This window comes from Stenotrophomonas pictorum JCM 9942, assembly GCF_001431585.1.
Taxonomy (GTDB): Bacteria; Pseudomonadota; Gammaproteobacteria; order Xanthomonadales; family Xanthomonadaceae; genus Stenotrophomonas; species Stenotrophomonas pictorum.
Map to the genome: position 1 here is coordinate 84,266 of NZ_LLXS01000005.1, position 25,697 is coordinate 109,962.

Consider the following 25,697-nt stretch of genomic DNA (forward strand, 5'->3'; position numbering starts at 1 on the left):
GGGGGACCGCGGGGTTACGCGTTCTGTGCTTGCAGCCAGACCATCTTGGCGCGGAGCTCCTTGCCCACCTTTTCGATCGGATGGTCCATGTCGGCCTGCTGGAACTTCCTGTAGTTCGGCAGCCCGGCTTCGTACTCGGCTTCCCAGTTCCGGGTGAAGGTGCCGTTCTGGATGTCGGTCAGCACGTCCTTCATGCGTGCCTTCACCGAGGCGTCGATCACGCGCGGGCCGGAGACGAAATCGCCGTACTGGGCGGTTTCGGAGATGAACTCCAGCATGCGGGTGATGCCGCCTTCGTAGAACAGGTCCACGATCAGCTTCAGTTCGTGCAGCACTTCGTAGTAGGCGATTTCCGGCTGGTAGCCGGCTTCCACCAGCGTCTCGAAGCCGGCCTGCACCAGCGCCGAGGCACCGCCGCACAGCACGGCCTGCTCGCCGAACAGGTCGGTTTCGGTCTCTTCCTTGAAGGTGGTCTTGATGATGTTGGCGCGGGCGCCGCCCAGCCCGGCGGCGTAGGCCAGCGCCAGCTGCTCGGCCTTGCCGCTCTTGTCCTGGTGGACCGCATAGATGCACGGCACGCCACGGCCGATCTCATACTCGCGACGCACCAGTGCGCCCGGGCCCTTCGGTGCGACCAGCACCACGTCCAGATCGGCGCGCGGCTCGATCATGCCGAAGTGCACGTTCAGGCCGTGCGCGAACAGCAGGCAGGCGCCCTGCTTCATGTTCGGCGCCAGCACCTCGTTGTACAGCTTCTTCTGCACCATGTCCGGGGTCAGCACGGCGACCAGATCGGCGTCCTTGACCGCTTCGGCCGGGCTCTTGACGGTGAAGCCGTCGGCCTGGGCTTTGACCTCGGTGGGGCCACCAGCGCGCAGGCCGACGACCACGTCGAAGCCGGATTCACGCAGGTTCATGGCATGGGCGCGGCCCTGGCTGCCGTAACCGACGACGGCGATTTTGATCTGGGGCAGTTCGTTGGTGCTCATGGTGCTTGGGTTCCTTGCAATGAAGAGAGACTGCAGAAATGAAAACGGCCGTTGCGTCAGGACGCAGCGGCCGGGGCGGGCGGGGCAGACACCATGCAGGGGGCAGCGCTGCAGGTGGCAGCGTTGGCGGTGTGTTTGTTGGTGGTGTCAGGGGTCGGAGACATGGTTTCAGATGAAATAGAAGCTGGAAACGAAAAACCCCGCACCGGGGTCGGCGCGGGGTCTTTGATCGAATCTGGCAGTTTTCTGCTACGCGCCAGCTCGTCCCGCACCTGTGGGTTCGGTAATAAGTACGAGTACAAGCAGCGATGCCGCGACCGGAGTCGGGCTCGATGACAGGTGGGCGGCGGTGGTGTGGCGTTGCAACATGGAACCGAGATAACCATCCCCACGGTGCGCATGTCAACGCTTGCAGATGTGATCACCGGCAATGGGCCGGCAATGCCCGCCACAGCGGCTTGGTTGCTCTTGAAACTTAGTGCCTGCACGGAATTCATCGGACCTGGTTGCGCGGAAAGCCGCGCCCGTGACACGCGGTTCGGGAAAATGGGGGGGCGATGATCGGATTCCGACGCTTTTGCCGGTTTAACAAGTACAGGGCAATTTCTGTTTCGGACCGGGGGAACTCATGGCATTGGATTTGGAGCGGGAGACGAGGCATGGCTGCGGTGCCCCGTGCAACAGCGCGTTAACTGACCGCGGCCCGGCGCTGGTGCCGCTGATGGCCTCCGGCGACGGGCTGCCGGCGCCGATCATCTATCGCAAGGGCTGGGCGTTGCTGGGCTATCTGGCGGTAGAGTCCAATCGCATGCACTCGCGGGTCTCGCTGGCAGCGCTGCTGTGGCCCACCCTGGGTGAAAGCAGCGCGCTGACCAACCTGCGCCAGGTGCTGAGCAACCTCAACCGCTTCTGCAAGGCCAAGCTGGGGCCGGACATCCTGCGTATCGAACGCACCGCCGTCGGCCTGATGCGCAGCGAGGCGCCGCGGTTCGACATTGATCTGCTGCTGGCCGCGCCATGCCAGTCGTTGCACCTGCTGACCGAGCAGCGCGTCTTCATGGATGGCATGGACGACATCGCCGATTCCAACTTCCAGTCATGGCTGGAAACCACCCGGCAGATGCTGGAGGCCCGGCTGGTTGGTGCGGCGGAGAATTGCTGTGATGGACTGTTGGCGGCCGAACAGTGGGAGCGGGCCATCGATGTGGCCCGCGCGCTGAGTCTGCGTGACCCTTGGAACAACGCGCATGCCCGCCGGCTGATGCACGCCCATGCCGGCTGTGGGTTGCACAGTGTGGCGGTGACGATCTACCAGCATTTCGAGTTGGAGCTTCAGCGGGAGCTGGGCCTGGAGCCGGATGTGGAAACCCGGCGGCTGTTTACCCGCATATCCAGTGGTTCCCCTGCCCAGCGCCGCGCTCCCTCTCCGGTGGCGGTAGCGGCCGGAATCAGGGCGGTGAAGACCGGTTTGCGTATGGCCGGCTGAACCCGCGGTTGCTCCTGTCATGTTGCTCCCGATGGCAGCCCTATGGCTGCCATTTCCATTTGCCTGCAATGCGCCGGTCCGCGTCAACCCTGTGTGCGCGGTGTCCGCCCCGGGCCGCTGGTGGCGCAGCCGGCACGTCCATGCCCTGCGGTTTGTCTGCGGGGCCGGAACGCGATGGCTACGCCGATGCGGTTGAACCGTACGCCTGGGTGCCGGGAGGCTGTGGATGATCAGGGGGTCGCACCGATCTTGCCGATCTCGGCGCGCTCGGCCGGTCCGGGCGTGATGCCGAGCATGTCGGCACGCTGGGCCTGCAGGGAGACCGCCCGATACAGTGCGGTTGCGCGGAGCTGCAACGGATAGATGCCGCCGTCCGGATCATCGCTGGCAGGGGTGCCGTCGAGAAACGCGCTGCGGAGCTGGGCGGTCTTTTTCACGTTTTCCACGCTCTTGGCCTTGAACGCGGCCGATGCCGTCGTCGCGCCCAGCGCACTGCCGAGTCCGACCGTCGACAAGGGCACGCGCCAGCTCCAGCCGCCAATGGAGTTCGCCGTCTCGCCGATCGAATCGAAGATGCCGGCAGTGGCGCTGAAGATCTGTGCCACCGACAGGACGATGGCGGCGTCTGCACCCAGATCACCGGCATGGGCAAGATCGACCATGATCTCGATCTGCTCCTGATAGTCGTCCATCGCCGGTACGTTCAGCGAAGCGGCCGCGGCGGCATTGGCGTGCGCATGCATCGCGCTTCCCAGCGATTCGCCGCAGCGCAGCCGGCTCCACAGCTGCTCCATGCCGACCGCCCGCACCTTGTCCTGATAGTCGTTGCCGGCTTCCCGCCGCGGTGATGCGAAGGTGTGGCCCTTGTTGATGGCCATCGGCGCGCTTGTCGCAGGATCGGTCAGCGCCAGCGCATAGGCGACGTTTGTGACCCGGCCGCTACTGCCGATGGTGTGGGCCTGGTTGCCCAGCGCCGGGGCGTTCATTGCCGTGCGCAGGGCATAGCAGAAGTCCAGGCCGTTGCTTTTCAGCGCCGGTACCGCGGTGCAGTCCACGCCAGCAAGCGTGGCGCAACCGGTCGGCAGCGCGACCTGCGCACTGATACTGCCGGAGGTGGCGTTGCCGAGCATCTGCAGGACAGGGGCGCGGTCCACGGCCACCGCCAGGTCACCTGCCACCGAGGCGAGGTCCGGATCGACGCCAGTGATCGCAGGATTGCGGTACACCGCATAGCGGATGCGTCCGGCACGCGGTTCGGGCAGCCCGAGTTCGGCATGCGGCAGGAAGCCGGTGCTCAGCGTGCAGTTGGCGATCCCGTCGATTCCCGCCGCCGGGCAGGGCAGGTGGTGCCGGGCGGAGACATAGGCAAGCAGCGCGTCGTCGGCGCGTTGTAGAAGCGTGCGTTGCAGCACCTGCTTCTGCTCGGCGTGGGCATAGGTCAGCCAACGCACCAGCAGCACCCCGGCAATGCCCAGCACCACCAGCACCACGCTCAACTCGACCAGCGAGAAGCCGCCCATGCGTTGTCGCGAACGCCTGTGGAATCGTGTCATCTGTCTACTCCGGCTTGATCCAGGGCAATCGCGGTCCGGCTTGCCGTGTCGTACATCACGTGTGCCCGATCACGCTGCTGGTTGGCATACATCAAGGCGGTGTTGGCCGCTTCGATACCTTCTTTGGCGCTGGCGATGTCTGCCTTGGCCAGTTCCACCGAATGGGCGGCATAGCCGATCGAGGCCAGGGCAGTGGCCTGCTCGCCGATGCCGATGGCTATTCCCAGCGGATCCGGTGGGAATCCTGCGGCGGTGAGGACGATGGCGATGGCCTCGTCGAAGATGGCGAACGCCAGGCCGGTAACCGCCGATGCCATACCGGTTTCGGCCTGGACCATGACGATCTGCGCGGTGCGCGCGTCGAACTTGCGGAAGCGGGCCGTATAGGCGGTGACCTCCATGATGCTGTGAGCGGCCAGTGCGCTTTGCGCCGCGCCTTGTGTGCGGGCAACCCGATCGCTGCAGGACAGGCGGCTGGCCAGTTCGCCGAATCCGGCGGCCTGCACCGCCATGGACGCATCGGCATCGCTGCTTCCGGGCAGCCGCAACGTTGCGGCGGCGGCCACTGGGGTGCCTTGCAGTGGTGAGCCATCGCGCGCGCCCAGCGCATAGGCGGCGCTGCTCTCCAGCCCGGGCAGCAGCGGTGCCGCCGTCTGCAGGCCGAAAAGCTTCAGGCACAGGTCCAGTGCGTTCGGTGCCGGGGCGGGGGTGCCGGCATAGGCGCCGGCCAGCTGCGGCACGAACAGGTCGGCCGGTGGGACCAGCAGCGCCGGCTGCACCTGGTACAACAGGCGCAGCCTCGTTGAAAGGCCCAGGTCGCGGACCGGCAGCCAGCCCGCCGTGGCGCCGGCGTCGGCCTTACCGTCGCCATCGGTGTCGGCGGCCGGCAAGCGGAGGTTGCCGCGCAAGTGGCCAAGCATGGCCTGCTCGGCCTGGGCCAGTTGCTGCTGGCCGGCATCGCGGCCCAGCACCTGCTTGCCGAGCGGAATAAAGCTCACCGCCACCGCGGTGAGCAATGCGGCGATCACCAGCACCACCGCCAGTTCCAGCAGGCTGAAGCCTCGGTGGTGGCGCGAGGAGATCGGCCTCATCGGCCTGCTCCGGCCGGTGCCAACGGGCCAACCGCGCCCCGCTGGTCGGCCTTGAGGATCAGGTTGCCGGCACCGATCACGATCGGGCTTTCCTGGCCGCTGCCGATGGCGGTCTGCGCGGCTTTCAGATCCTCATACTTTTGCCGCAGGTCGTTGTAGCGGGCCTGCAGGTTTTCCCGGTTGGTGGTCGCCTGCTCGCTTTGCGCCCGGGACCGCTGCCAGTCGGAATAGGCCTGCGCGTAGGTGTAATACCTGCATCCTCCAGAAATCATGCAAATGAACGAAGGTGCCGGATCCAGCAGCGGCATTCCGCGTTTGCCCGATTCCTGGGAGAAATCGTCGTAGTAGCGGGTCCGCTTCTCGCTGGAGCTGTCTTTGCCCGCCCGGGTGCAAGCAGCGCTGCGGTTCTGGTAGCCGCACCAGGTGTAGGCCCCGGTGTCCTCCTCGATCAGCATCTTCTCGAACACCCATTGCTTGGGGTACTCGATGTAAGGGGAGGGCTGGTCGTCGTAGGCTTTCCGGATCGTCTTGAGCAGTGCCTGGTAGGTCTTCAGTTCACTCTCCGCCCTGGCCAGATTGGCGGCGATCATCGGCTTGCACTGCAGGTTGTAGTCGCGCGGATTCTTCTGCATCTCGTCGACAACCGTCAGCTTGCCGTTCTCGTACTGGGTGCTCTGGCAGGTATCCAGATAGCGGACCTGGTTGTTGGAGTTGTCGCAACGGATCTTGTCCTCCTGCGATGTGGCTTTTCCGCAGATCTTGCTGGCATCGTCACGGGCCATCTGCAGCAGCGTGGCGAAGCTGTCCTTCTGCTTTTTCAGCTCGTCGACCGCATCGGTCATCTCTTCCACGTAGCGCTTTGCATCGGACCACTGCTCGGCCAGCCGCAGGCGCTTGAGGGCATCGACCTTCGCGCTGGGTTTGAGATAGACCTTCCAGCTGTAGCCGGCATTCTCCCCGGACGCGGGCAGTGTGCAGGAGCTGTTCAGGCTGCCGCCGCCGGTCGCTTCGCAACGCCATTCCTGGTAGCGCGCGTCTGATGCACCGACATTGATGCGGTACGGTTCGATGGTGCGCTCATTGAAGGGCGAGATGCGATGGGTGTAGTACGCGTTCTCGACCGCCAGCGTCCGGTTCTCCTCGGCCCTGGCCTTGTCCACCTGTTGCTTCAGGCCGTCCTGGAATTCGGTTTTCTTGCTCAGGCATTCGTAGACCGGCTGACCGTTCTCGTCGAACACGACCTTCCCGTCTTTCATCACCGGAATCGGGAAATGGTCGGCCCCGAGCTTGTACTCGCAGGTTTCCACCATGGCGCCGAACAGGGTCACCTCCAGCTGCTTGAGCACATCCTCCACCGACTGGGCCTGTGGCTTCACCGCCCTTCTGGCCCGGTCGCGGGCCTTGACGCTGGCGTCCAGGGCCATGCCGACCGGGATCAGCGCGGCCGTATTCAATCCCAGGGCAACGGTGCCGCTGACGGCCGAGACGACCGCGGTCACCAGTGCGGTGATCTTGAACGCCACTTCCCAGCAGGTGATGCCCAGCGAGGCAATGCAGGTGGCAACTGCGCGAACCAGTTCGCCTGCCGACAGATAGGTGCTGCTCAGTGCGTCGTAGATCCCGCCCACGTTCAGGGCAATGGCGGCGATGGTCGTGGCCTGGGTGAAGGTGGCATCGATCACACCCAGCTCACCATTGCCGATGTTGTTTTCCTGCAACTCGCCAATGGTGGTATGGATCGCCACCGCGCCGGCCAGGGCATCCATGGCCATGATTCCAACACTCGGCGGGGCCTGGTCGGGCGAGGTGGTATCGGCAAACTGGCGGCAGCCCAGGCTGTGCGCCATCGATTCGAATGTGCGTACCCGCACCCGGTCGTCGTAGTCGGCATCGCCGGGTTGCGCCGGACTTGGCAGCGCGATGCTGTCCGCGCTGTCGAAACGGCCATGTCGGCCCGGCTGGGTGCCGGCAGCCGTCAATCCGTAGGCGATGTTGTAACGCGCACCGGCGGCATCGACCGTATTGGCAGCGCTGGCATCGCCCTGGGAAAGTGAATTGCGATGCAGCGCGGCGCAGAAGTCCAGCCCATTGCCGACGACCGCAGGCGTACTGCCGGTTGTCCCGAACAAGGCGGGGGGACCGGCCGGGGCGGCTTCTTCCAGCGGCTCACCGTAGGCGTCGGGGATGAGGTAGGCATCGCCGGGTTCGCGCAGTGAGGGGAAGACCATCGGGGCGCCGGCGATGCTGCGCTGCGTTCCCTGCGATGCGGTGTAGCGCACCGGCCCGGCGGCCAGCGCTTGTTCGTTGGCACCCGGCAGCCGCGCGATGGGCAGGAACCCGGACGACAGCGCGCAGTCCTCCGCCCCCTTGACCGGGTCCTCGCTCCAGTTGCGGGCCGGACAGGGCAGCCGTGAATGGGCCGCCGCATAGGCCATCAGTGCCTCATCGGCCCAGCGCAGCTGTTCCTGCTGGTTGGCGGCCTGCTCCAGTGGGCGTCCGGATTGCAACATCAGCGCGGCAGCGGCGACGACCGCGCCGAGCAGCATCAGCACCAACATGGCTTGCAGCAGGCCGAATCCGCGCTGGCGGCCGCCGGCAGCGGGGGCGGGCGTGCCGATGTCCGGCACCGGGAGATGGATCGACATGGCTGACTCCGCTTACTGGTTCATCTTGATGTAGGCCTGCACCACCGCAATCTGCGCATCCACATTGGCACCTGCGGCACTTTGCTCGTGCCGGGACCACAGACCCGCATCGGCGACGAGCGCACCGCTGGTGGCGCCCTGGCGACCGACTTCGCGCATCCGTCCGAAGCGCGCATCGACACGGCCGTCGAGGCGCTGGTCCAGCTGTTGGGCCAGCTCGGGGGTCAGGTTGCTCAGCCGCATCACGTTGCGCACGCGCCCTTGATAGCCGCTGGAACTTATCGGCTCGGCCCAGTCGGACACCGCCATCAGACACACTTCGATGCGCTGCGGGATGCCATTGCGATCCTGGTAGACGTAGGCATCCTGGCGGCCCTCGGCTGCCCCGTCGGGGAGGGTGACGCCACGTTTGAGCATTTCATCGACCAGATCCTTGCCGCACAGCGCCGTGGCCGTGGTGGCGCCGCCGACAATCCCGCTGAGCGTGGTGTCGCCGGGCACGCTGCCGGTCTGGGTGGTGTAACGGTCGTAGGCCAGGATCCAGCCTTGTACGAACTGGCTGCTGATGCGCTCGGCCACGGCGCTGCGGTAGACGTCGCGGCCCACGGTCACGGCACCGATGATGATGGCGATGATCACCAGCACCACCGACATCTCCATCAGGGTGAAACCACGCGCGCGATAGATTGATTTCATGGATCGGGTTTCCTTACATCTGCGGCGAGGTGATCGCCTGCTGCACCAGGTCATAGACCGGCAGCAACAGCGCGACGATCAGAAATACGAACATGCCACCTGCCAGCAGCACGACCACCGGCTTGATGATTTCCGACAGGTTGGTGATCAGCCGCTGCAGGCGCAGGCTGTATTCCTCCGACAGCCGCGAGAACTGGCTGTCCAGGGTGCCGGTGTCTTCGCCGACACTGATCATGCGCACCATCATCGAGGGAAAGCCGCCGACCTGGCGCATCGCCGAGGACACCCGGTCGCCGCGTTCGAGCACCTGGCGGATGGCGATGATGCGGTCGCGGTAGTACTCGTCGCGCATCGCCCGTTCCATCACCTGCAGGCTGGACACCATGTCCACGCCGGCGCGGATCAACAACGCCATGTACTCGGTGAAGAATGCCAGTCCGGAAGAGAACATGATGGTCTTGGCAATCGGCAGCCGGTGCAGCGTGTAGTGGGTTGCGCGGCGGAAGGCGCGGCTGTAGCGCCAGCTGACCCACAGCGCGAAGGCCGCCAGCACCAGCGCCACGAGGATGTAGCCCACATGCGAGATCAGCCACTCCGAGCCTTTCATCACCGCCACGGTCAGCGGCGGCAGCTTGGCGTTCATCTGTTTGAAAAGATCGGCCAGGTTCGGGACCACGTAGTAGATCCAGAAACCGCCGGCGGCGAAGATCGCCGAGAACACGAAGGCCGGATAGATCAGCGCCTGCTGGGTATCGGCGGTCATCCGCGAGATCCGTTCGACGTGGTCGGCGGCCTCTTTGAGCATCTTGTCCATGCTGCCGGTCTCGTCGCCGATCATCACCAGGTTGCGCACCGTTTCGGGAAACGCATCCGGATAGCGGCTGAACGCGTCGCTGAGCGAGGCGCCGGCATCGAGCTCTTCGAGCAGGCGGCGGGCCAGGCGGGCCGGGTTCGAGGCGCGGCCCTGGCCGACCTCGTTGGCGACCGCCCGCAACGCTTCCATCACGGGAATGCCGCTGCTGGTCATCACCGCCAGGTCGCGGAGCATCCCCGACAGCTCGACCGGTTTGATGGTCGGCTTGATCAGGTGGGAGAGCGAGCGCTGGGTTTCGGCCAGCCAGCCGGGAAAACGGTGGAGCGTCAGCACCACGGCGTCGAAGTTCTTTTCCAGCCATAGCCGGGCCGAGGCGTCATGCTCGACGGCCAGCTGGGTGACACCGCTGCGCACGCGGCCGTTGGACAGCAGCAGCTTGTAGTAATAGACGTTCATGGCGCCGGCCCCACGCCGACCACACGCAGCACTTCCTCGCTGGTGGTCTGTCCGGCGATCACCCGGGTCCGGGCGACCTGCTCGATGCTCTTGAAGCCGGAGGCCATCGCCAGGCTGCGCAGGTTCTCGCGGCCCACGTCATCGGCAATCCCGTTGGCCAGCGCGTCATCGACGATCATGATGTCGTACACCGGCAAACGCCCGAAGTAGCCACTGCCACGGCAGCGGTCACAGCCCGGCCCGCGCCGGCCCATGGAACCGGGCGGTACACCCAGCCAGTCGCATTCCTTGGCCGAGAACGGGGCTTCGGTGGCGCAGAACGGACAGACCTGGCGGACCAAACGCTGGTTGACCACGGCCAGCAGGTTGTCGGCGATCACCTGCGCTTCCAGTCCCAGCGGGCGCAGGCGCGGTACCACGCCGAATACGGTGGTGACGTGCAGGGTCGAGAGCACCAGGTGGCCGGTGGCCGCGGCCTCGACGGCGGCCTGCGCGGTTTCGGCATCACGCATTTCTCCGAGCAGGATCACGTCCGGATCGTGGCGCAGGAAGTGGCGCAGCGCCGAGCCGAATTCATAGCCGGCACGGCGGTTGACCTCGGTCTGCCCGGCGCCGGGGACGCGGTATTCGATCGGATCCTCCACCGTCAGCACGTTGCGTTCGATCAGCGACTGCATGCGCAGCGCCGCGTGCAGGGACGAGCTCTTGCCCGAACCGGTGGGACCGGTGATCAGGATCAGCCCGGCCGGCTTGGCGAACAGCCGTTCCAGCAGTGCCACGTCTTCCGGGAAAAAGCCCATCTCCTCCAGCCCGGCCAGATCGCTGTGCTCGGGCAGCAGACGCATGACCATGCGCTCGCCCGATTCGGTGATCAGCGTGGAGACACGGACGGTGAGCGCGGAGTCCAGCACGGTGGCGCGGAAGCTGCCGTCCTGCGGGCGGCGCTGTTCGGAGATGTCCATTTCCGAGGCCAGCTTGATGTAGCCCAGCAGGCGGTTGAGCGTGTTCGGCATCGCCCACATCGGCCGCAACACGCCATCGACACGGAACAGCACGTGCAGACTGTGCTCGGACGGGGCGATGTGGATGTCGGTGGTGCGTTCGCGTACCGCCAGATGGAGCAGGTAGTCGAGCAGTTTTTCAGGGCTGTAGGCGTGGTCGTTGTCCACCGCCAAGCGGCGGATCTCCTTCTCCAGCAGGCTCTCGATCGGGTTCTGCGCGAAGTAGTAGGTCTGCCGGATCAGGCGCGCGACCTTGCCGTACTCGCCCTGCAGGAAGTGGCAGCGCAAACCGCAGCGCTGCAGCACCAGCTGGGCCACGGCGGCGGCATCGGCGTCGCCCAGCAGCACCTCGAGCTGGTCGCCGTTGCGGCGCAGCGGCAGGAACTGGCGCATCTGGCACAGCTCGCGGTTGAACATCGCCAGGATCTGCGGGTCCGCCACGGGCAGCGTTTCCACCGCGGCGAACTCGATGCCCATCATGCCGGCATGGGTACGGACGATGTCCGATTCGTTGGCCAGCCCGTGGCGGATCAGCAGGCGGCCGAAGCTCTGCTGCTCGACGAGGTTCTTCTGGCGGGCGTACAGCAGCTGGATCGGGTCCAGCAGTCCCTGTTCGTTCAGCAATACCCCGAGGCGCGCCTGTTCGAGGCTCACCAGCCCCTGGGTGGTGTTCGCCGAGGCGGCGGGGATACGGGAATCAGCCGTGGCCATAGGGTGGGATATCCGTGGGGTTCGAAGAGGTGGAGGCGCCGGAGGGGAGGCTGTCGAGCAGATGCAGGGTGAGCGGATCGGCGATGCCGGTGCCGGGCAGGTGATAGCGCAGCTGCAGCCGGGCGATGGCGCGATGGGTCAGGGGGCCCAGGCGGCCATCAATGTGGCCGTCGTAGTGGCCCGCCTCCCGCAGCTGCTGCTGCAGATGCCGTATCTGTCCGGGTACTGCGTCGAGCGGCTGTGACATGGCCGGTGCGCCGAAGGCGATTTCCGCCTGCGTACCGGTGCTGCGCAGGCAGCGGCCGCCATGCGTCTGCAACAGGGCCGCGGTCTGGGCCGGAACGGACTGGCGTACCCGTACCGCCGGATCGATCTTCGCGATGCAGCGCTCCCAGGCGTGGTCCTGGGGAACCTGCGCGACCGCCGCGGCCGGAGCCGGTTCGGCGTGGCTGTCACCGCTGCGCAGCAGTGTGGTGGTGGCGATGCCGCACAGGGCGGCCAGTGAGGCGGCGATGGCCCACGACGGCGCATGGCGGCGCTTCGCGCGTGGTTGCCGTACCCCTGCCTCAGCGGCAGCGGCCTGGACCAGCGTTGCATCGATCGTGCGCTGTGCCCCGTTGTCGGCGTACAGGCCGTACAGGCAGCGGTCCATGATCAGGTGGATGTGTCGCGGGTTGCCGCCCGTTGCCTGGTACAGGGCGGCGGCAGCGTCCTCGTGCAGGCTGAAGCGGTCGTTGCCGCCGGCAGCCTGCAGCCGGTGCTGCACATAGGCGCGAACACTTCCAGCGGGCAACGGGTCCAGGCAGGCATGTTTGCTGATGCGGCTGGTGAGCTGGCGGATGCCCGGCTGCGCGAGCAGCGTCAGCAGCTCCGGCTGGCCCGCCAGCACGATCTGCAGCAGCTTCTCCTGCCCGGATTCCAGGCAGGTCAGCAGCCGCAGCAACTCCAGGCTTTCGATATCCAGGTTCTGTGCATCGTCGATGACCAGCACGCAGGTGGTCTGCCGTTGCCAGCATTGCAGCAGGAAACGGTTGAGTGTCTCGATATCCGCGGCCGGGTTGCCCTGCGGCATCAGCGCGAAATCGCGCAGCACCGCAGCCAGCAGGTCGCCGCCCTGAAGGAATGTATTGAACACCAGCGAGACCACCATCCCGTCCTGCTCCAGCCCGGCGATCAGCTTGCGCAGGAAGGTGGTCTTGCCCGTGCCGACTTCGCCGGTCAGCAGTACGAATCCGGCGCGGGTGCGCAGGCAATGGCCTGCTTCGACCAGGTCGCGCTCCAGTGCCAGGGTCTGGAAGTAGCCGGTGGTATCGGGCGTGGGCGGGAACGGCGAGCGTTGCAGTCCCAGCAGCTCCAGGTGCCGGATCATGGCCGGGTTCATTGGCTGGCTCCCTGCAGCTGCGCCAGCGCCCGGCGGATCAGCGCCGAGTTGCCGTTTTCCGCGGCCAAGCGCCGCAACCGGGTCTGCGCGGCTTCCGCTTCGCCACGGCCGGCTTCCAGCAGCGCGAGGTTGACGCCGGCCTGCTCGTCGTTGGCGATACGCGCCAGGATCTGCCGATAGCTTTCCTCTGCGGCCACCAGCTCACCCCGGGTATGGGCCACCCAGGCTTCGGTACGCAGCAGGGTCAGGCTGTCGCCCGGCAGCTGCGAACGCAGCAGCGCCAGTCCGGCCTCGATCGCGGCTGCATCGTCCCGTGCCACCGCCGCTTCCAGCGACTTGAGCAGCGCCGGAATCTGCGCGGAAGAGGACGTGGCCGGTGCCGCCATGGCCGGGGCCTGAGTGCCGCTGTCGCGGCGGCTGACGGTGATGCTCAGCTGCTGCGCCTGTACGTCCACCACGGTGTCGGTCGTGGCCCCCCCCGTCGCCGCCGGCGCCACCGCAGGGGCCGATGCCGGCGGTGATGCCGGCACGACTGCCGAAGGCGAGGGTGCCGGCGATGCCGGAATGGCGGCGGTGCCGGTATCCCGGTCCATGGGCGTTGGCGGCGGCAGTGTCGGCAAACCAGGTGCCGGTGACGGCGTGGCTGCCACCTGCCGGATGGCAGGTGCCTTTTGCGCGGGCACGGGGGCGGTCGCCACTGACGCGACTGGCTGAGGCGCGGCGCGGCGCGGAGCGGTTGCCTTGGTATAGAACAGGCCTGCAGCCAAACCGCCGGCCATCACCGCCGCTGCCCACACAAGCCGTGGGCGGTGGCGTGACGCATGCGCAACCGGCCGCGCGGCAGGTACGGCCGCGGGCGAAGATCGCGCGGGCAGGGCGTTGCTCTGCCGCAGTGCGTCGTAGATCAGGCTCACAGCACTTTCACCCTCAGCACCAGCACCAGCTCGCGGGTGGTGTGGCGCTTGGCGCGGGAACCGAACATGCGGCCGAACACCGGCACGTCGGACAGACCGGGCACGCCACGATCATCCAGGGACGCGTTCTGGTCGATCAGCCCGCCGAGCATCACCGTGTCGCCGTCGCGCAGGTTGAGGGTGGTGGTGATGCCCTTGACGTTGACCTGCGGCAGGGTGACCGCATTGCCGTTCGGGAATTCCTTCAGCGCCAGGCTGGCGGTATCGACCTCGGTCTGCATCGGATGCACCAGCAACTCGACGGTACCGTTGTCGTGGATCATCGGCGCCACGCCGATCACCACGCCGGAGAATAGTGAATCGGTCTGGATGTCGGTGGACTGGTTGGAAGCACCGCCGCCAGTGTTGGAGAAGTTGCTGGTGGATTTGGTGACATAGCGGATGTTGGTGCCCACACTCAGGTAGGCCGGACTGCCGTTGCGCACACGCACACTCGGGTTGGACAGCACCTTGACGTTGCCGAAGCCGCGCAGCACGTTGACCGCCGCCGAGAACGTGTCGCCCATATAGCTCAGCCCCATCGCGCGTCCCAGGGCGGAGCCCAGGGTCTGGTTGGGGAACGTGATCGTGCGTGCCTGCTCGTTCAGACGGGTCAGGCCGTCATAGCCGAGGACGGAATCGGCGGCCGGCAGAATCGTTGCCGGCGTGTCGGCATAGATGCCGGCAACGCGATCACGCAGCAGGTTCCAGTCCACCCCGAAATTGCTGTTGTCGTTGAGCGACACATCCAGGATCTGGGCTTCGACCAGCACCTGGCGGCGCAGCTTCTTCTTGTTGTGCTCGACCAGCTCCTCCACCGCACGGATCTGCGAGGGGCGACCGCGCACGAACAGGGTGCCGCTGTTCGGATCCAGGTTGTAGCTGGCAACCGCGGCCGGCTTGGGCGCGTCGGGCGTGGTCGGTGCGGTGTTCTGCTTGGCCTTCTCGATCTCCAGGATGACATCCAATGCCGCGCCGAGCTGCTTGTACGGGTCGCTTTCCTTGCCGACCGTGCCGATCATCGACAGTGCACCGCGCAGTGACTGCCCCCCGCCTTCGCCGGCCATGCCGGCACCGAACACGTCGCCACCGGTGGCCAGGTCCAGTGACGTGACCGAATTGAGCATGTCCACGTTGAAGATGCGCTCCTTGGTCTGGCTGACGACCAGTGCCCCGCCGCGCAGTTCGCCATGCAGGTCGAACGCTTCCAGGATGTGGTTGAACACCTCGCGTGCCGAAACATTGCTCAGGTGCAGGCTGGAGCGCTGTTTCTGCTCGAGCACCTTGGGGTCGACGATGAGGTTCATCTTCAACTCGCCGGCCAGCGCCCACAGCAGCTGGCCGACGTCGGCATCGAACATGCTGATGCTGACCACGCTGTGCTCCAGCGGGTCGTAGGCCGGCGCCAGCGGCGTGGTGACGGTGCCGAGCGGGGCCTTGCGCTCGATGCTTTCCAAACGGCGGTCCTGCGCCTGGAGCAGCTTGGCCGACTCATCGGCGATTGCCGTGCCCGTCTTCTCCAGGGCCTTGTGTTCGACCGGCGGCAGGTCCTGCACGCTGCGCGGAGGCATGTTGGCGCAGGCGCCCAGCAGCAGGCTGCCGATGCCGGCCACCAGCAGGCGGGGTAACGGCATGGTCTGTGGCGATGTGGGCGTCGTGGAGCGGGACAGATGCGTCATGGGATGAACCTCGGAGAAGACGGGGTGGTGAGCTCAGCGTTCAAGGGCGGTCAGCCAGCCGAGCAGGGTTCCGGCGCTTTCGGCCAGCACCAGGTCGTCATGGCGGAAACTGGAAGGGCGGTCGGGATTGGCCATGCACAGGGAACTTCCCGAGGCAAAGCCGTTGTTGACGGTATCGAAGCGCGGATGCGGGCTGGCGCTGTCGCCGTCCCTGTCGCGGCCGGGGGCTACCAGTGCGAATGCAGGATTGACGGTGTCGCCGGCCTCGTCGCAGGCCGGAGTCGCGCCGGCGGGATCGGCCGGATAGAAGGCCGTGCCAGCGGGGACCTTGTAGTACGGCTGGCCGGTTGATCCGGGTTGAGCCGTCACGTCGGCCAGCGTGGCCAACAGGCCTGCGGTGCCATCCTGATCGGTGAATTCGGCGGACCGGGGGAGCGGGCGGGTCAGGTCGGTGCCGGCTTTCCGGTAGACGGCATAACGCAGCCGTTGTTCGAGCGGTGGCAGGCTCAGGCCCAGCGATTCGTACGGCAGCCAGCCCACACGCAGTGCCGCCGGGCAGCTTGCAACGGCGGTGCCCGTGCCCGGGGTTTCGCGGCCGAGATGGCTGCTGCCGGCGGCCTCGCTGCTGTCCGGACAGGGCAGCCGTTTATTGCGCACGAGGAAGGCACGCAGCGCATTGCGTGCTTCGGCCAGCTCCGCCTGCGCGCGGGCGTGGTCACGCGATTGCCCGTACAGCTCGAAGGCGCCCACGCCCAGCGCGCTCAGCAGGCCGATGATGCCGGTGACCACCGACAGCTCGACCAGGTTGAATCCCCGTTGGCGGCGCGGCAAAGCCATATCAGCGGGGGGCCGCCGGGGCCGGTGCCGCGGATGCCGCACTGGAGATGTCATAGCGCAACTGGGCCCGCAGGCGGCCCAGCTCGTCACTGACCTGGGAGATGCGTGCCTGCCGCTGCGGCGAGTCGGGCTGCTGGATCAGCATGGCCATCTCGCGGCCGAGCCGTTGCGCCTGCAACGCGATCTGGATGTTGGCGCGTGCCGCTTCGATATTGACGTTGGCTGGCAATGAGCCCGTGGCAGCGGCCGTATCGAGCTGGCGCAGCAATGCCTGTGCCTGGGCTTCGTTCTGTGCAAGCTGCTGGTCCATCTGCTGCAGGCTCAGCTGTGTGGCGGCGGCCGGTTTGGCCGGACGGCGGGGAAACGCGGGTGCCGTGGCGATACCGGTATCCGGCGTGGCTGTCTGCGCGGCGCCGCTGCTCTGCCACGGGGCCACCGTGTCCTGCGTGGCGGTCGCGGCTGGCGGGAGCCCGCTGGACACGGTTTCCACAGCGGATTGCGCGGGCGCCACGGCGGCGGAGGGCTGTCGCTGCAAGCCGGCGACCAGCAGCACGCCCACCAGTGCCAGGGCGCCGGCGCCCAGCACGATCTTTGCTGCCGGCTTCACAGCGTGTCTCCACTCATGACCGGATTGCGTACCTTCAGCACGCTGGTCTGGCCATCGGCGCTGCGCAGCCGCACCCAGTCACGGCCGATCGCCAGCACGCGCGAGCCATCGTCCAGCCGCGAGCCGGTTCTCACCGGTTGGCCGTTGACCACGGCACTGCTGCGGCCGTTGGTGACAAGAACCATGGACACGCTGACCGGGCCTGCGAATGTGTCGGGGCCGGTGGCGCTGCCGTCCGTGAGGGACGGCGCCGCGTCGGTGGCCGGCGGCAGGGCGATGAGGGATTCTCCCGCGCTTGGGGTGGTAACCGGGCGCAGCCGCGCGACCAGCTCCAGCACCTGGCGGTTGCGGTTGATCGATGCGCGCAGTTGCGCCGCTTGCGTGCTTTCCTCGGCGTTGTTGCCGAGGAACAGCACCGCCGGTTTGACGATCACCATTGACGCCAGCCAGCCCGAAACACCAAGCCAGAGCGTCAGTGCGGTCATCGCGATGTACTTTTTCTTCACGGTGTCGGCTCCGGCGTGCCCGTGGCAACGGTTTTGAGCAGATAGGAAAAGACGCCCCCTCCGGCGCGGGTGCCGCCGCCAGACTGCGGATCCAGCGGGACTGGATCGAAACCTTCACGGCGCAGGCGCTCCACGAACGTGGCCACCTGCATGCCGGGTGTGCCGCGCCCGGCATCCACCATTCCATCCACGCGCAGGGTGCGCTGTGGTCCAGCCCCCGGCAGTACCGGCATGCCGGGCTGGCTGGGCGGTTGTTCCACCCGCACGCGCAGGATCCGCACCTCATCACTGGCGGCGCGACGGACGGCCTCCAGGCCGCTGACCGGATTCACCCTGTCGGCAAGACCCTTGGCTTTCTCGACGAACTGCAGCGCGTTGTCGAATCCGGCCGGTAGTGCAGCGTCACCGGCCAATTGCAGGGTCTGGCTCTCAAGTGCCGCGATTTCAGCGGAGATGGCCTCACTGCGCGTTTCGGCGTCGTTGGCGCTGAGGGTCCACCGCGCGCCGAGCGCACCCAGTGCGATGGTGATCAGCAACGAGGCTGCGGAAGCCAGTGGCAAGGCCCACTCGGCCAGATAGGCGGCACGGCTGGGCAACGGGTTGACCGCGTCGCGGGTGGAGGCATGGGCACGTACCCAGTCGATGCCACTGGACCAGCGCCGGCCCTCGGCATCGCTGAAAGTCCGCATCGGAACCTGGGTGACGCGCGCACCGGTGTTGACGGAAAAGATCTCCGCCAGCGCCTCGTTCATCGGTACCTGGCCCGGTTCGGCCGCGGGAACAAACAGCGAACACCACTGGAACTGCAGCGGCTCGGCATCCTCGTCGCCGCGTGCCAGGTCATCGGCGACCTGCTGGGCGAGGGCACCGGCGGTCATCGTCAGGTCGGTGACATCCTCGCTGTAGGCCATCGAGGAACGGCAGATGATGTCGTGCTTGCGTACCGCCAGCACGCACAGCTGCCGCCCGGCATGGATGACCAGACCTTCGCCACTCTTGATCGCGCTCCACATCAGCGAGGTCAGGGGCACCACCAGACAGTGGTCCGGCTGGGCCTCGGCCCACGCATAGGTCTGCTGCCAGAGCTCGAGCGGTACCGCGGTGAACAGCGATTGATAGCCGGCTCCCATGGAGCGGTTCTTGTGGATCAGGATCTTGCCCTCGCCGTCGATCATGCCGTCAGCGCGCAAGCGCTTTTCGATCAGGGCAACCGCATGGGCGGGGCTGCCTTCCAGCGAGATGACGCTGCTGACGCCGCCTTCGAATTCGGCGAACAGCCAGGCCGGTCCTTCCAGGCGTGGACGGCTGTCGGTGACCGCCACGGTATCGTGGCCGAATGCCAGCCAGCGGCCGTGGAGCTGGACGATGCTTTGCATGCTCATGGTTGGGCGCTCGCGTGGGTGGTCTGCGCAACGATGCCGGTGGTATCGGGCGGGCCGGCGGTGCGGAACAGCAGGCTGCCGCGCAATGTCAGCGATAACGGCGCCGGAGGCCGGTCACCAAGCTCCAGTGGCAGATGGAACAGCCCTTCTTCGACATGGGTTACTGAAAGTTCGAAGGTATCGGCACCGAAGATCCGCTCCGGTGCCGGGGCGATGCCGGCCAACAGCGAACTGGCGTCCGCGCGCGAAAGCTGCGTCTGGTTCAGGTTGATCAGGCGTTCGCCCCAGACCTCCGGGCGCATGTCCAGCGCCGCCAGCTGATCCATCAGCTGGCCCGCCGAACGCGCGTTGTCGACCTTCAGTTGTGCCTCTTGCTGGTGCATTTTCGCCAGCGCCAGCAACTCGTTGCGGTTGCTGAGCTGGTCATAGGCCGTTGCCAGCCCGGTCCGTGCGGTGATGAACCACGCGGCGGCGGCGACCAGGGCTAGAAGCGTCCCGGCGAACACCAGCAGGGAGAGACGACGTGACCGGCGCAGCCGGCCCAGCGGCGAGGCGATGGCCATGGCTATTACTGGTTCATCTTGTAGTGGGCGGTCATCGTCAACACCTGTTCGGTATCGGTGTTGGTGCCGTTTGCGCCAGCCGTGCCGGAGCCGGAGGTATTGAAGGCCTCGGTGTTGTTGCCCTGCCATTCGATACCGGCGGTGTTGGCATTGTCCGTGGCGGTCTTGGCGGCGACGCCCTGCTGGCGGAACGCGCCGGATTGCGGATCGGGCTTGCCATCGATCATCTGGTCCAGTGAGCGCGCCAGGTCCGGGGTCAGGCCGGAGATGACCATCACGTTGCCCGAGCCGGAGCCGGTACCCGGCGGATTCCACTGGAAGCAGACCTGCACTTCCTGCGGATTGCCGTTGGTATCCAGGTAGACATAGCGGTCTTCAAAACCTTCGCCGCGACCCGGCGGCAGGCTGATGCCGGCGCGGCGCATCATGTCGCGCAGCTGCAGGCCATTGGTGCTTGCCGCGGTGATGCCCTGCGGGGCGGCGGCATTGCAGATGGCACCGGGCGAGGTCGCGCCGGCCATGTCGCCGCCGGACAGCGAACCGGCGGCACCGTTGAAGTCGATACCGGCGACCATCAGCCGCGGCGCGGCCTGGTTGTCACCCACCGGGGCGCCGAAACGCTGGTGGTAGCTGTTGTAACCCACCACCCACTGGTCGACGAACTTCTGCTTGATCCGGGTGTACTCGGCGTTGCGCTGGACATCGCGGCCGATCATCACTGCGCCGATGATTACACCAATGATGACCAGCACCACGGCCATTTCGACCAGCGTGAAGCCGCCTTGGCGGCGGTTGGATCGGATTTGCATTGAAGAGCCCCTTTGGAAGAACCGGTGTGCCCGCTGTTGCTGGCGCGGGTGGTGTGTTTCAGGCGACTAGATACGGGAGCGTCGTAAGACACGCGTAAGAGCTGGGCGAACGCGGGGCGCTGGACTATCTTCTGGGTATTCCCGACAGGTACCTTCCGATGATCCGTAGCGTGCTGTTGCTGGCCATGGCCGTGGTTCCCGCGACGTTCTCATTTGCCGCCGACCGCATCACCGGTACCGGGTTTGCCACCCGTTCGGAGGTCATCGCGCCGCATGCGATGGCGGCGACCTCGCAGCCGCTGGCCACGCAGATCGCGCTGGAGGTGATGAAGTCCGGCGGCTCGGCGGTGGACGCGGCCATCGCCGCCAATGCCGCACTCGGTTTGATGGAGCCGACCGGCAACGGGATCGGCGGGGACCTGTTCGCGATCGTCTGGGATCCGAAGACGCAGAAGCTGTATGGCTACAACGGCTCGGGCCGTTCGCCGCGTTCGTTGACCCTGGCCGAACTCCAGCGCCGGGGACTGAAGGAGATCCCGGCCACCGGGCCGCTGCCGGTATCGGTGCCCGGCACGGTGGATGGCTGGTTCGCGCTGCATGAGCGCTTCGGCCGCAAGCCGATGGCCGACAACCTCGCACCCGCCATCGGCTACGCCCGTGACGGCCATCCGGTGGCGGAGGTGATCGCCTATTACTGGGACCGTTCGGTGCCCAAGCTGTCGTCGTATCCCGGGTTCAAGGAACAGTTCACCATCGACGGTCGCGCCCCGCGCAAGGGCGAGATCTGGCGCAATCCGAATCTGGCCGACACACTGCAGCAGATTGCTGAGGGCGGTCGTGACGCGTTCTACAAGGGGCCGATCGCCCGCACCATCGGCGCCTACTTCAAGGCCAATGGCGGCTATCTCAGCTACGAGGACCTGGCCAGCCACCACGGCGAGTGGGTGGAGCCGGTCAGCAGCAACTACCGGGGATATGACGTCTGGGAACTGCCGCCCAACAGCCAGGGCATCGCCGCGCTGCAGATCCTCAATATCCTGGAGGGCTACGACTTCTCGAAGATCCCGTTCGGCTCGCCCGAACATGTCCACCTGTTCGTGGAGGCCAAGAAACTGGCCTTCGCCGATCGGGCGCGCTTCTATGCCGACCCGGCGTTCTCACCGGCGCCGGTGCAGCGGCTGATTTCCAAGGACTACGCCGCGCAGCGGCGCGCGTTGATCTCGCCAGACAAAGCGTTGACGCAAGTGCAGCCGGGCACGCCCCGTCAGCTGGAGGAGGGCGACACCATCTACATGACCGTGGCCGATGCCGACGGCATGATGGTGTCACTGATCCAGTCCAACTATCGCGGCATGGGCAGTGGCATGGCGCCGCCGGGGCTGGGCTTCATCCTGCAGGATCGTGGCGAGATGTTCGTCCTGCAGAAGGATCATCCCAACGGCTATGCACCCGGCAAGCGGCCGTTCCAGACCATCATCCCGGCGTTCATCACCAAGGACGGCAAGCCCTATGCGAGCTTTGGCGTGATGGGCGGCGCGATGCAGCCACAGGGGCATGCGCAGATCGTGATGAACCTGGTGGATTTCGGCATGAACCTGCAGGAGGCCGGCGATGCCCCGCGCATCCAGCACGAAGGTTCGACCGAGCCGACCGGACAGGCGCTGGCGATGAGCGACGGCGGCGAGGTCAATCTGGAAACCGGGTTCCCGTACGAAACCATCCGCGCGCTGATGCGCAAAGGCCACCGGGTGGTATTCGCCGACGGTCCCTATGGTGGCTATCAGGCGATCCTGCGTGACCCGGACAGCGGGGTGTATTACGGCGCATCGGAGAGCCGCAAGGACGGGCAGGCGGCTGGCTACTGAGTCCGGCTGGGAAGGCCGCCGCCGGCAACGGGCGGGACTGACGGCAGCGCAGGCAAGCGCGCTTGGGGGCTGTCCTCGCAGACACGCAGGCCATGCGTGTCACTGATCCGCCGCCCTGCGTTCCCGGACGGAAAGCGGCGGGCCGCTTTGCTCAGCGATGGCACGCACCGCCCAGGTGTGGGCGCCGCTCAATCACCGCCCACGGTGCGTTCCGCCTTGGCCCGGGCGTCCTCCTGGGCCATCTGTTCGCGTTCTATCCATGCCTCGATGATGTGCCGGGTGCGCTGTGCCAGGCGGCGCTGCCGGTGGTGTTCGGCATCCAGTACCCGGTACAGCGACACCATCACCAGCACCATCAGCAATGCGAAGGGCAGCGCCGCGATGGTGATCATGCTTTGCAATGCGTCCAGTCCGCCGGCCAGCAGTAGGACTGCGGCGATGAGCGCAACGGCCACGCCCCAGACCAGTTTGCGCGACAGCGGCGGGTCGCCGGCTTCGTCAATGGACATGCTGGCCAGCACCAGGACCGCCGAATCGGCCGAGGTAACGAAAAAGATGGTCAGCAGTACCAGCGCAAGGACGGAAAGAAGCAGTGAGGCGGGCAGGCTGTCGAACATCGTGAACAGCACCGTCTCATAGCCGTTGCCCAATGCCTGTACCAGATCGGCATGACCGAACAGCTGCGACCACAGTGCGGTTCCACCGAACACGGAGAACCACAGGAAGCCGAGCAGCGTGGGAGCCAGCACCACGCCCACCACGAATTCCCGCACGCTGCGACCCCGTGAAACGCGCGCGATGAACGAGCCGACGAAAGGCGCCCATGCGATCCACCACGCCCAATAGAAGATCGTCCAGTCCGCCACCCAGGTGCTGCCGGAGAAGGGCGACATGCGCAGGCTCATTGTCACCAGCTGGTTCAGATAGGAGCCCAGCGTGGTGGTGAACGTATCGAAGATGAAGCCGGTGGGGCCGAGCAGCAGCACCGCCGCCAGGGCGAGGTTGAAGTTGGACAGCCACTTGATGCCCCGTTCCACGCCGCTGGCGGTGGAGGCCATGTACAGCACGAACGCCACCACTATCACGGTCAGTTGCAATGGGACGCCGGCACTCACCCCGAACACCCGTTGCAGGCCGGCGGCGATCTGGATGGTGCCAAAGCCCAGTGTCGTGGCTACGCCGATGGCGGTGGCCACCACAGCGGTGATGTTCACCAGCTTGCCGAACCAGCCGCGGTGATGATGTCCGATGACCGGTTGCAGCATGTCGCTGATCAGTCCCCGTCCATTGCGGTTGTACTGGAACCAGGCCATCGCCAGCCCGATCAGCGCATAGATTGCCCACGGGTGCAGGCCCCAGTGGAAGAACGCATAGCGCATCGAAGCGCGCGCCGCGTCCATGCTTTGCGGTGGCAGGCCCTCGGGCGGAGTAACGAAGTGCGAGATCGGCTCGGCGGCACCCCAGAACACCAGGCCGATTCCCATGCCGGCGGCAAACAGCATCGACAGCCAGCTGGCGCGGGAGAAATCCGGTTCGGCATCCTCGCCGCCGATGCGCAGGTTGCCCAGTCGGCCGAAGGCCAGATACAGCAGGAACAGCAGCGTCAGAAACACGATCAGCAGATACAGCCAGCCGGCGCCGCGTACCACCTCGGTCAGCGCGGTCTGCACCACCTCGTTGAACGGACCGGGTGCGATACCGGCGATGAGCACCAGCAGGGCAACCAGTGCGATGGAGACACGAAACACCATAAAGGAGCTTCTCCAGTCAAAGGGGATTGAAGGGAGCTGAGCCGGTATCTGCGCAGCAGGGGGTTCTCCGCGGGCAGGCGCGGCAAGGCGCTGCAGGCGAGCCCGGAGTAGGGCCACTGGAATTGGCGCGACGATCATCATGCTACTGAACGGAATGTCACCATTTTGTTAGCGGTCGATGACGGGGCGTGGTGCGGCGGTGACCGGCTGACACGGCACCGTCCTGCGTTGCGCGGCGTTGCGCGGCGTTGCCGATGGGGCGATGAGTCCGCTGCGAGGACATGGCATGGAGTGACGCATCCCAGTCAGGTCACCCTCACCGGGGCAGCGGGTGAGGGTGATCGGGCAAGCCGTGGACGGGGTGGGGGCGCCACACCCCGGCAGGGCGGAGACCCTCAAGTCCCCGCGCGCGGGCCCGGTTATCCCTTTCCAACACCCGCCATTGCCCGGAGGTCCGGGCACAGCGCATCCGGCGGCTGTTTGACCGCCGGCACCGGTTGGACGTGCTAGCGTTCTTCCGTCCACCACTGGGAAGTCGTCATGGAACTTCGCACCGTTTTCCGGCTTGTCGGGCTGTCCTTGGTACTGATGCTTGCCGCCTGCGCCAGCACCCCGCGTGTGGCCAGCCAGGCGGATCCCAGCGCGGACTTCTCGCGCTACCGTAGTTTCGCGTTCTACACACCGCTGGCCCTGGAGCAGCACGGTTACACCACCATCACCAGCAACCGCATCCGTGCGGCGGTTCGTACCCAGATGGAGGCGCGGGGTTATGTGTTCGATGAGCGCAATCCGGATTTGTGGGTGAACCTCAACGCGTACCTGCAAGACAAGACGCGTGTCACCACGATGCCGGAAGTGGACTACGACTATTACTACAGCTATCGCGCCCGCGGCTATGTGGCTGTGCCTTACTGGCGTGACCGTACCGATGTGTACCAGTACACCGAGGGCACACTCAATGTGGATGTGATCGATGCCCGTCTGAAGCGGCTGGTCTGGGAAGGCATCGCGGTTGGCACCGTCGGCCGTTCCGATCCGCAGCGTCGCGGCGAGCGGATCGACGCGGCCGTGGCGGCGATATTTGCCGAATACCCCTATCGTGCGGCCGCCACCACCCCCTAGAGTCCCGTCGCATGGCGAGGATGTCCGGTGCTTTCGCGCGCGCCCAGCTGAGATGGATCGTACTGGCACGCAAGCACCCGTCTGCCTGGTTGCTGGGCGTGCAGCTGCTGGGCGTGCTGCTGTATCCGGTGATGGAAAACATGCCGGCAGGACGTGCGGTGTTCGGCGCCTTCGGCATGGCGGTGCTGGGCTTGTCGGTGTGGGTGGTGCGTCGCAGTCCGCTCACCATCTGGATTGCACTGGTGCTGGCGATACCGGCCGTGATTTTCTCGGTCGCCGGCGCCTTGCTAGATCGCTATTCGGTGACGATGGTGGCGCAGTTATTCGAATGTCTGCTGTACTTCTATACGACATGGAGCCTGATCGCCTACATGTTGCAGGATCACAAGGTCACCCGCGATGAGCTGTTCGCCGCCGGCGCGACCTTCACCCTGCTGGCCTGGGCATTCGCTTTCGCGTTTTCGGTCTGCCAGCACTGGATCCCCGGCAGCTTTGTCGCCACCAGCGAGGGCGATTTCCGGACGTGGACGGAGCTGCTTTATCTCAGCTTCAGCTTGCTCTCGGGAGTGGGCCTGAGTGATGTCGTGCCGGTGCTGCCGCAGGCCCGCGCGCTGGTGATGCTGGAGCAGTTTTCAGGCGTGATGTATGTGGCTCTGGTTGTTTCCCGACTGGTCGGACTGACGATCCACAAAGCCGGAAAAAAATGAACGCCAGATAAAAATTTCGCGCCCGGAGGCGCGAATTTTGCAGCAGATTATGTGTATTCGTCGGCGAGAGAGAGCCTGATGTCGTCCCGCGTG

General features: G+C 66.1%; 21 protein-coding genes. 4 read left to right on the forward strand and 17 right to left on the reverse strand.

Annotation, left to right across the window (positions count from 1 at the left end; all coding sequences use genetic code 11):
* Positions 1-14: 14 nt before the first annotated feature.
* Entirely contained in the window at positions 15-989 is a 975-nt protein-coding gene (gene ilvC, locus ARC78_RS01590) for a ketol-acid reductoisomerase (protein WP_054658905.1), read from the reverse strand.
* Between the two features lie 628 nt (positions 990-1,617).
* On the opposite strand from ilvC, the gene ARC78_RS01595 reads away from it, so the two are divergent.
* The gene (locus ARC78_RS01595; protein WP_083468463.1) at positions 1,618-2,475 is read left to right on the forward strand and encodes an AfsR/SARP family transcriptional regulator; all 858 of its coding nucleotides are present in this window, start codon (positions 1,618-1,620) and stop codon (positions 2,473-2,475) included.
* A 230-nt stretch (positions 2,476-2,705) separates the two neighbouring features.
* Here ARC78_RS01595 and ARC78_RS01600 read toward each other — a convergent pair whose 3' ends face one another.
* The 15 genes from ARC78_RS01600 to ARC78_RS01670 all read right to left on the reverse strand — a co-directional run bounded on the left by ARC78_RS01600 (position 2,706) and on the right by ARC78_RS01670 (position 20,159).
* Positions 2,706-4,028 (reverse strand): prepilin-type N-terminal cleavage/methylation domain-containing protein, encoded by a 1,323-nt coding sequence (locus ARC78_RS01600; protein WP_145974262.1) that lies wholly within the window; start codon positions 4,026-4,028, stop codon positions 2,706-2,708.
* Complete coding sequence (locus tag ARC78_RS01605; RefSeq protein WP_057505594.1) at positions 4,025-5,119, reverse strand: prepilin-type N-terminal cleavage/methylation domain-containing protein; 1,095 nt, start codon at positions 5,117-5,119, stop codon at positions 4,025-4,027. Before ARC78_RS01605 ends, ARC78_RS01600 begins: the two co-directional genes overlap by 4 nt.
* Positions 5,116-7,764: a hypothetical protein gene (locus ARC78_RS01610; RefSeq protein ID WP_057505595.1), complete on the reverse strand. Its 2,649-nt coding sequence runs from the start codon at positions 7,762-7,764 to the stop codon at positions 5,116-5,118. Before ARC78_RS01610 ends, ARC78_RS01605 begins: the two co-directional genes overlap by 4 nt.
* 12 nt (positions 7,765-7,776) lie before the next feature.
* Positions 7,777-8,460 carry a prepilin-type N-terminal cleavage/methylation domain-containing protein gene (locus ARC78_RS01615; protein ID WP_054659372.1) on the reverse strand — a complete coding sequence of 228 codons (684 nt, stop codon included), beginning with the start codon at positions 8,458-8,460 and terminating at the stop codon, positions 7,777-7,779.
* A 13-nt stretch (positions 8,461-8,473) separates the two neighbouring features.
* Entirely contained in the window at positions 8,474-9,730 is a 1,257-nt protein-coding gene (locus tag ARC78_RS01620; protein WP_057505596.1) for a type II secretion system F family protein, read from the reverse strand.
* Complete coding sequence (locus tag ARC78_RS01625) at positions 9,727-11,442, reverse strand: GspE/PulE family protein (protein WP_199398884.1); 1,716 nt, start codon at positions 11,440-11,442, stop codon at positions 9,727-9,729. Before ARC78_RS01625 ends, ARC78_RS01620 begins: the two co-directional genes overlap by 4 nt.
* Entirely contained in the window at positions 11,429-12,811 is a 1,383-nt protein-coding gene (locus ARC78_RS01630) for an ExeA family protein (RefSeq protein ID WP_158499971.1), read from the reverse strand. The genes ARC78_RS01625 and ARC78_RS01630 overlap by 14 nt, the downstream gene beginning before the upstream one ends.
* A gap of 8 nt (positions 12,812-12,819) precedes the next feature.
* Complete coding sequence (locus tag ARC78_RS01635) at positions 12,820-13,416, reverse strand: hypothetical protein (RefSeq protein WP_057505597.1); 597 nt, start codon at positions 13,414-13,416, stop codon at positions 12,820-12,822.
* Between the two features lie 317 nt (positions 13,417-13,733).
* A complete protein-coding gene (gene mshL / locus ARC78_RS01640; RefSeq protein WP_199398885.1) occupies positions 13,734-15,455 on the reverse strand; it encodes a pilus (MSHA type) biogenesis protein MshL in 1,722 nt (573 codons plus the stop codon).
* Positions 15,456-15,488: 33 nt separating this feature from the next.
* Positions 15,489-16,292: a type II secretion system protein gene (locus tag ARC78_RS01645; RefSeq protein WP_054660153.1), complete on the reverse strand. Its 804-nt coding sequence runs from the start codon at positions 16,290-16,292 to the stop codon at positions 15,489-15,491.
* 1 nt (position 16,293) lies between these two features.
* Complete coding sequence (locus ARC78_RS01650; RefSeq protein ID WP_057505598.1) at positions 16,294-16,899, reverse strand: hypothetical protein; 606 nt, start codon at positions 16,897-16,899, stop codon at positions 16,294-16,296.
* Entirely contained in the window at positions 16,896-17,405 is a 510-nt protein-coding gene (locus ARC78_RS01655; RefSeq protein ID WP_054660174.1) for a hypothetical protein, read from the reverse strand. The genes ARC78_RS01650 and ARC78_RS01655 overlap by 4 nt, the downstream gene beginning before the upstream one ends.
* A complete protein-coding gene (locus ARC78_RS01660) occupies positions 17,402-18,787 on the reverse strand; it encodes a hypothetical protein (protein WP_145974263.1) in 1,386 nt (461 codons plus the stop codon). Before ARC78_RS01660 ends, ARC78_RS01655 begins: the two co-directional genes overlap by 4 nt.
* Positions 18,784-19,350, reverse strand: coding sequence for a hypothetical protein (locus ARC78_RS01665; protein WP_054660178.1), 567 nt, complete (start codon positions 19,348-19,350; stop codon positions 18,784-18,786). The genes ARC78_RS01660 and ARC78_RS01665 overlap by 4 nt, the downstream gene beginning before the upstream one ends.
* 5 nt (positions 19,351-19,355) lie before the next feature.
* Positions 19,356-20,159 carry a prepilin-type N-terminal cleavage/methylation domain-containing protein gene (locus ARC78_RS01670; RefSeq protein ID WP_057505599.1) on the reverse strand — a complete coding sequence of 268 codons (804 nt, stop codon included), beginning with the start codon at positions 20,157-20,159 and terminating at the stop codon, positions 19,356-19,358.
* Positions 20,160-20,317: 158 nt separating this feature from the next.
* Between ARC78_RS01670 and ggt the strand changes: the two genes are divergently transcribed.
* On the forward strand, positions 20,318-22,024 hold the full coding sequence (gene ggt, locus ARC78_RS01675) for a gamma-glutamyltransferase (protein WP_054659775.1): 1,707 nt from the start codon (positions 20,318-20,320) through the stop codon (positions 22,022-22,024).
* 188 nt (positions 22,025-22,212) lie between these two features.
* On the opposite strand, the gene ARC78_RS01680 is transcribed toward ggt, so the two are convergent.
* Positions 22,213-23,775, reverse strand: coding sequence for a BCCT family transporter (locus tag ARC78_RS01680; protein ID WP_057505600.1), 1,563 nt, complete (start codon positions 23,773-23,775; stop codon positions 22,213-22,215).
* A 540-nt stretch (positions 23,776-24,315) separates the two neighbouring features.
* On the opposite strand from ARC78_RS01680, the gene ARC78_RS01685 reads away from it, so the two are divergent.
* Both ARC78_RS01685 and ARC78_RS01690 read left to right on the forward strand, forming a co-directional pair.
* Positions 24,316-24,897, forward strand: coding sequence for a DUF4136 domain-containing protein (locus ARC78_RS01685; RefSeq protein WP_054658731.1), 582 nt, complete (start codon positions 24,316-24,318; stop codon positions 24,895-24,897).
* Between the two features lie 20 nt (positions 24,898-24,917).
* The gene (locus ARC78_RS01690; RefSeq protein WP_054658729.1) at positions 24,918-25,604 is read left to right on the forward strand and encodes an ion channel; all 687 of its coding nucleotides are present in this window, start codon (positions 24,918-24,920) and stop codon (positions 25,602-25,604) included.
* Positions 25,605-25,697 lie beyond the last annotated feature (93 nt).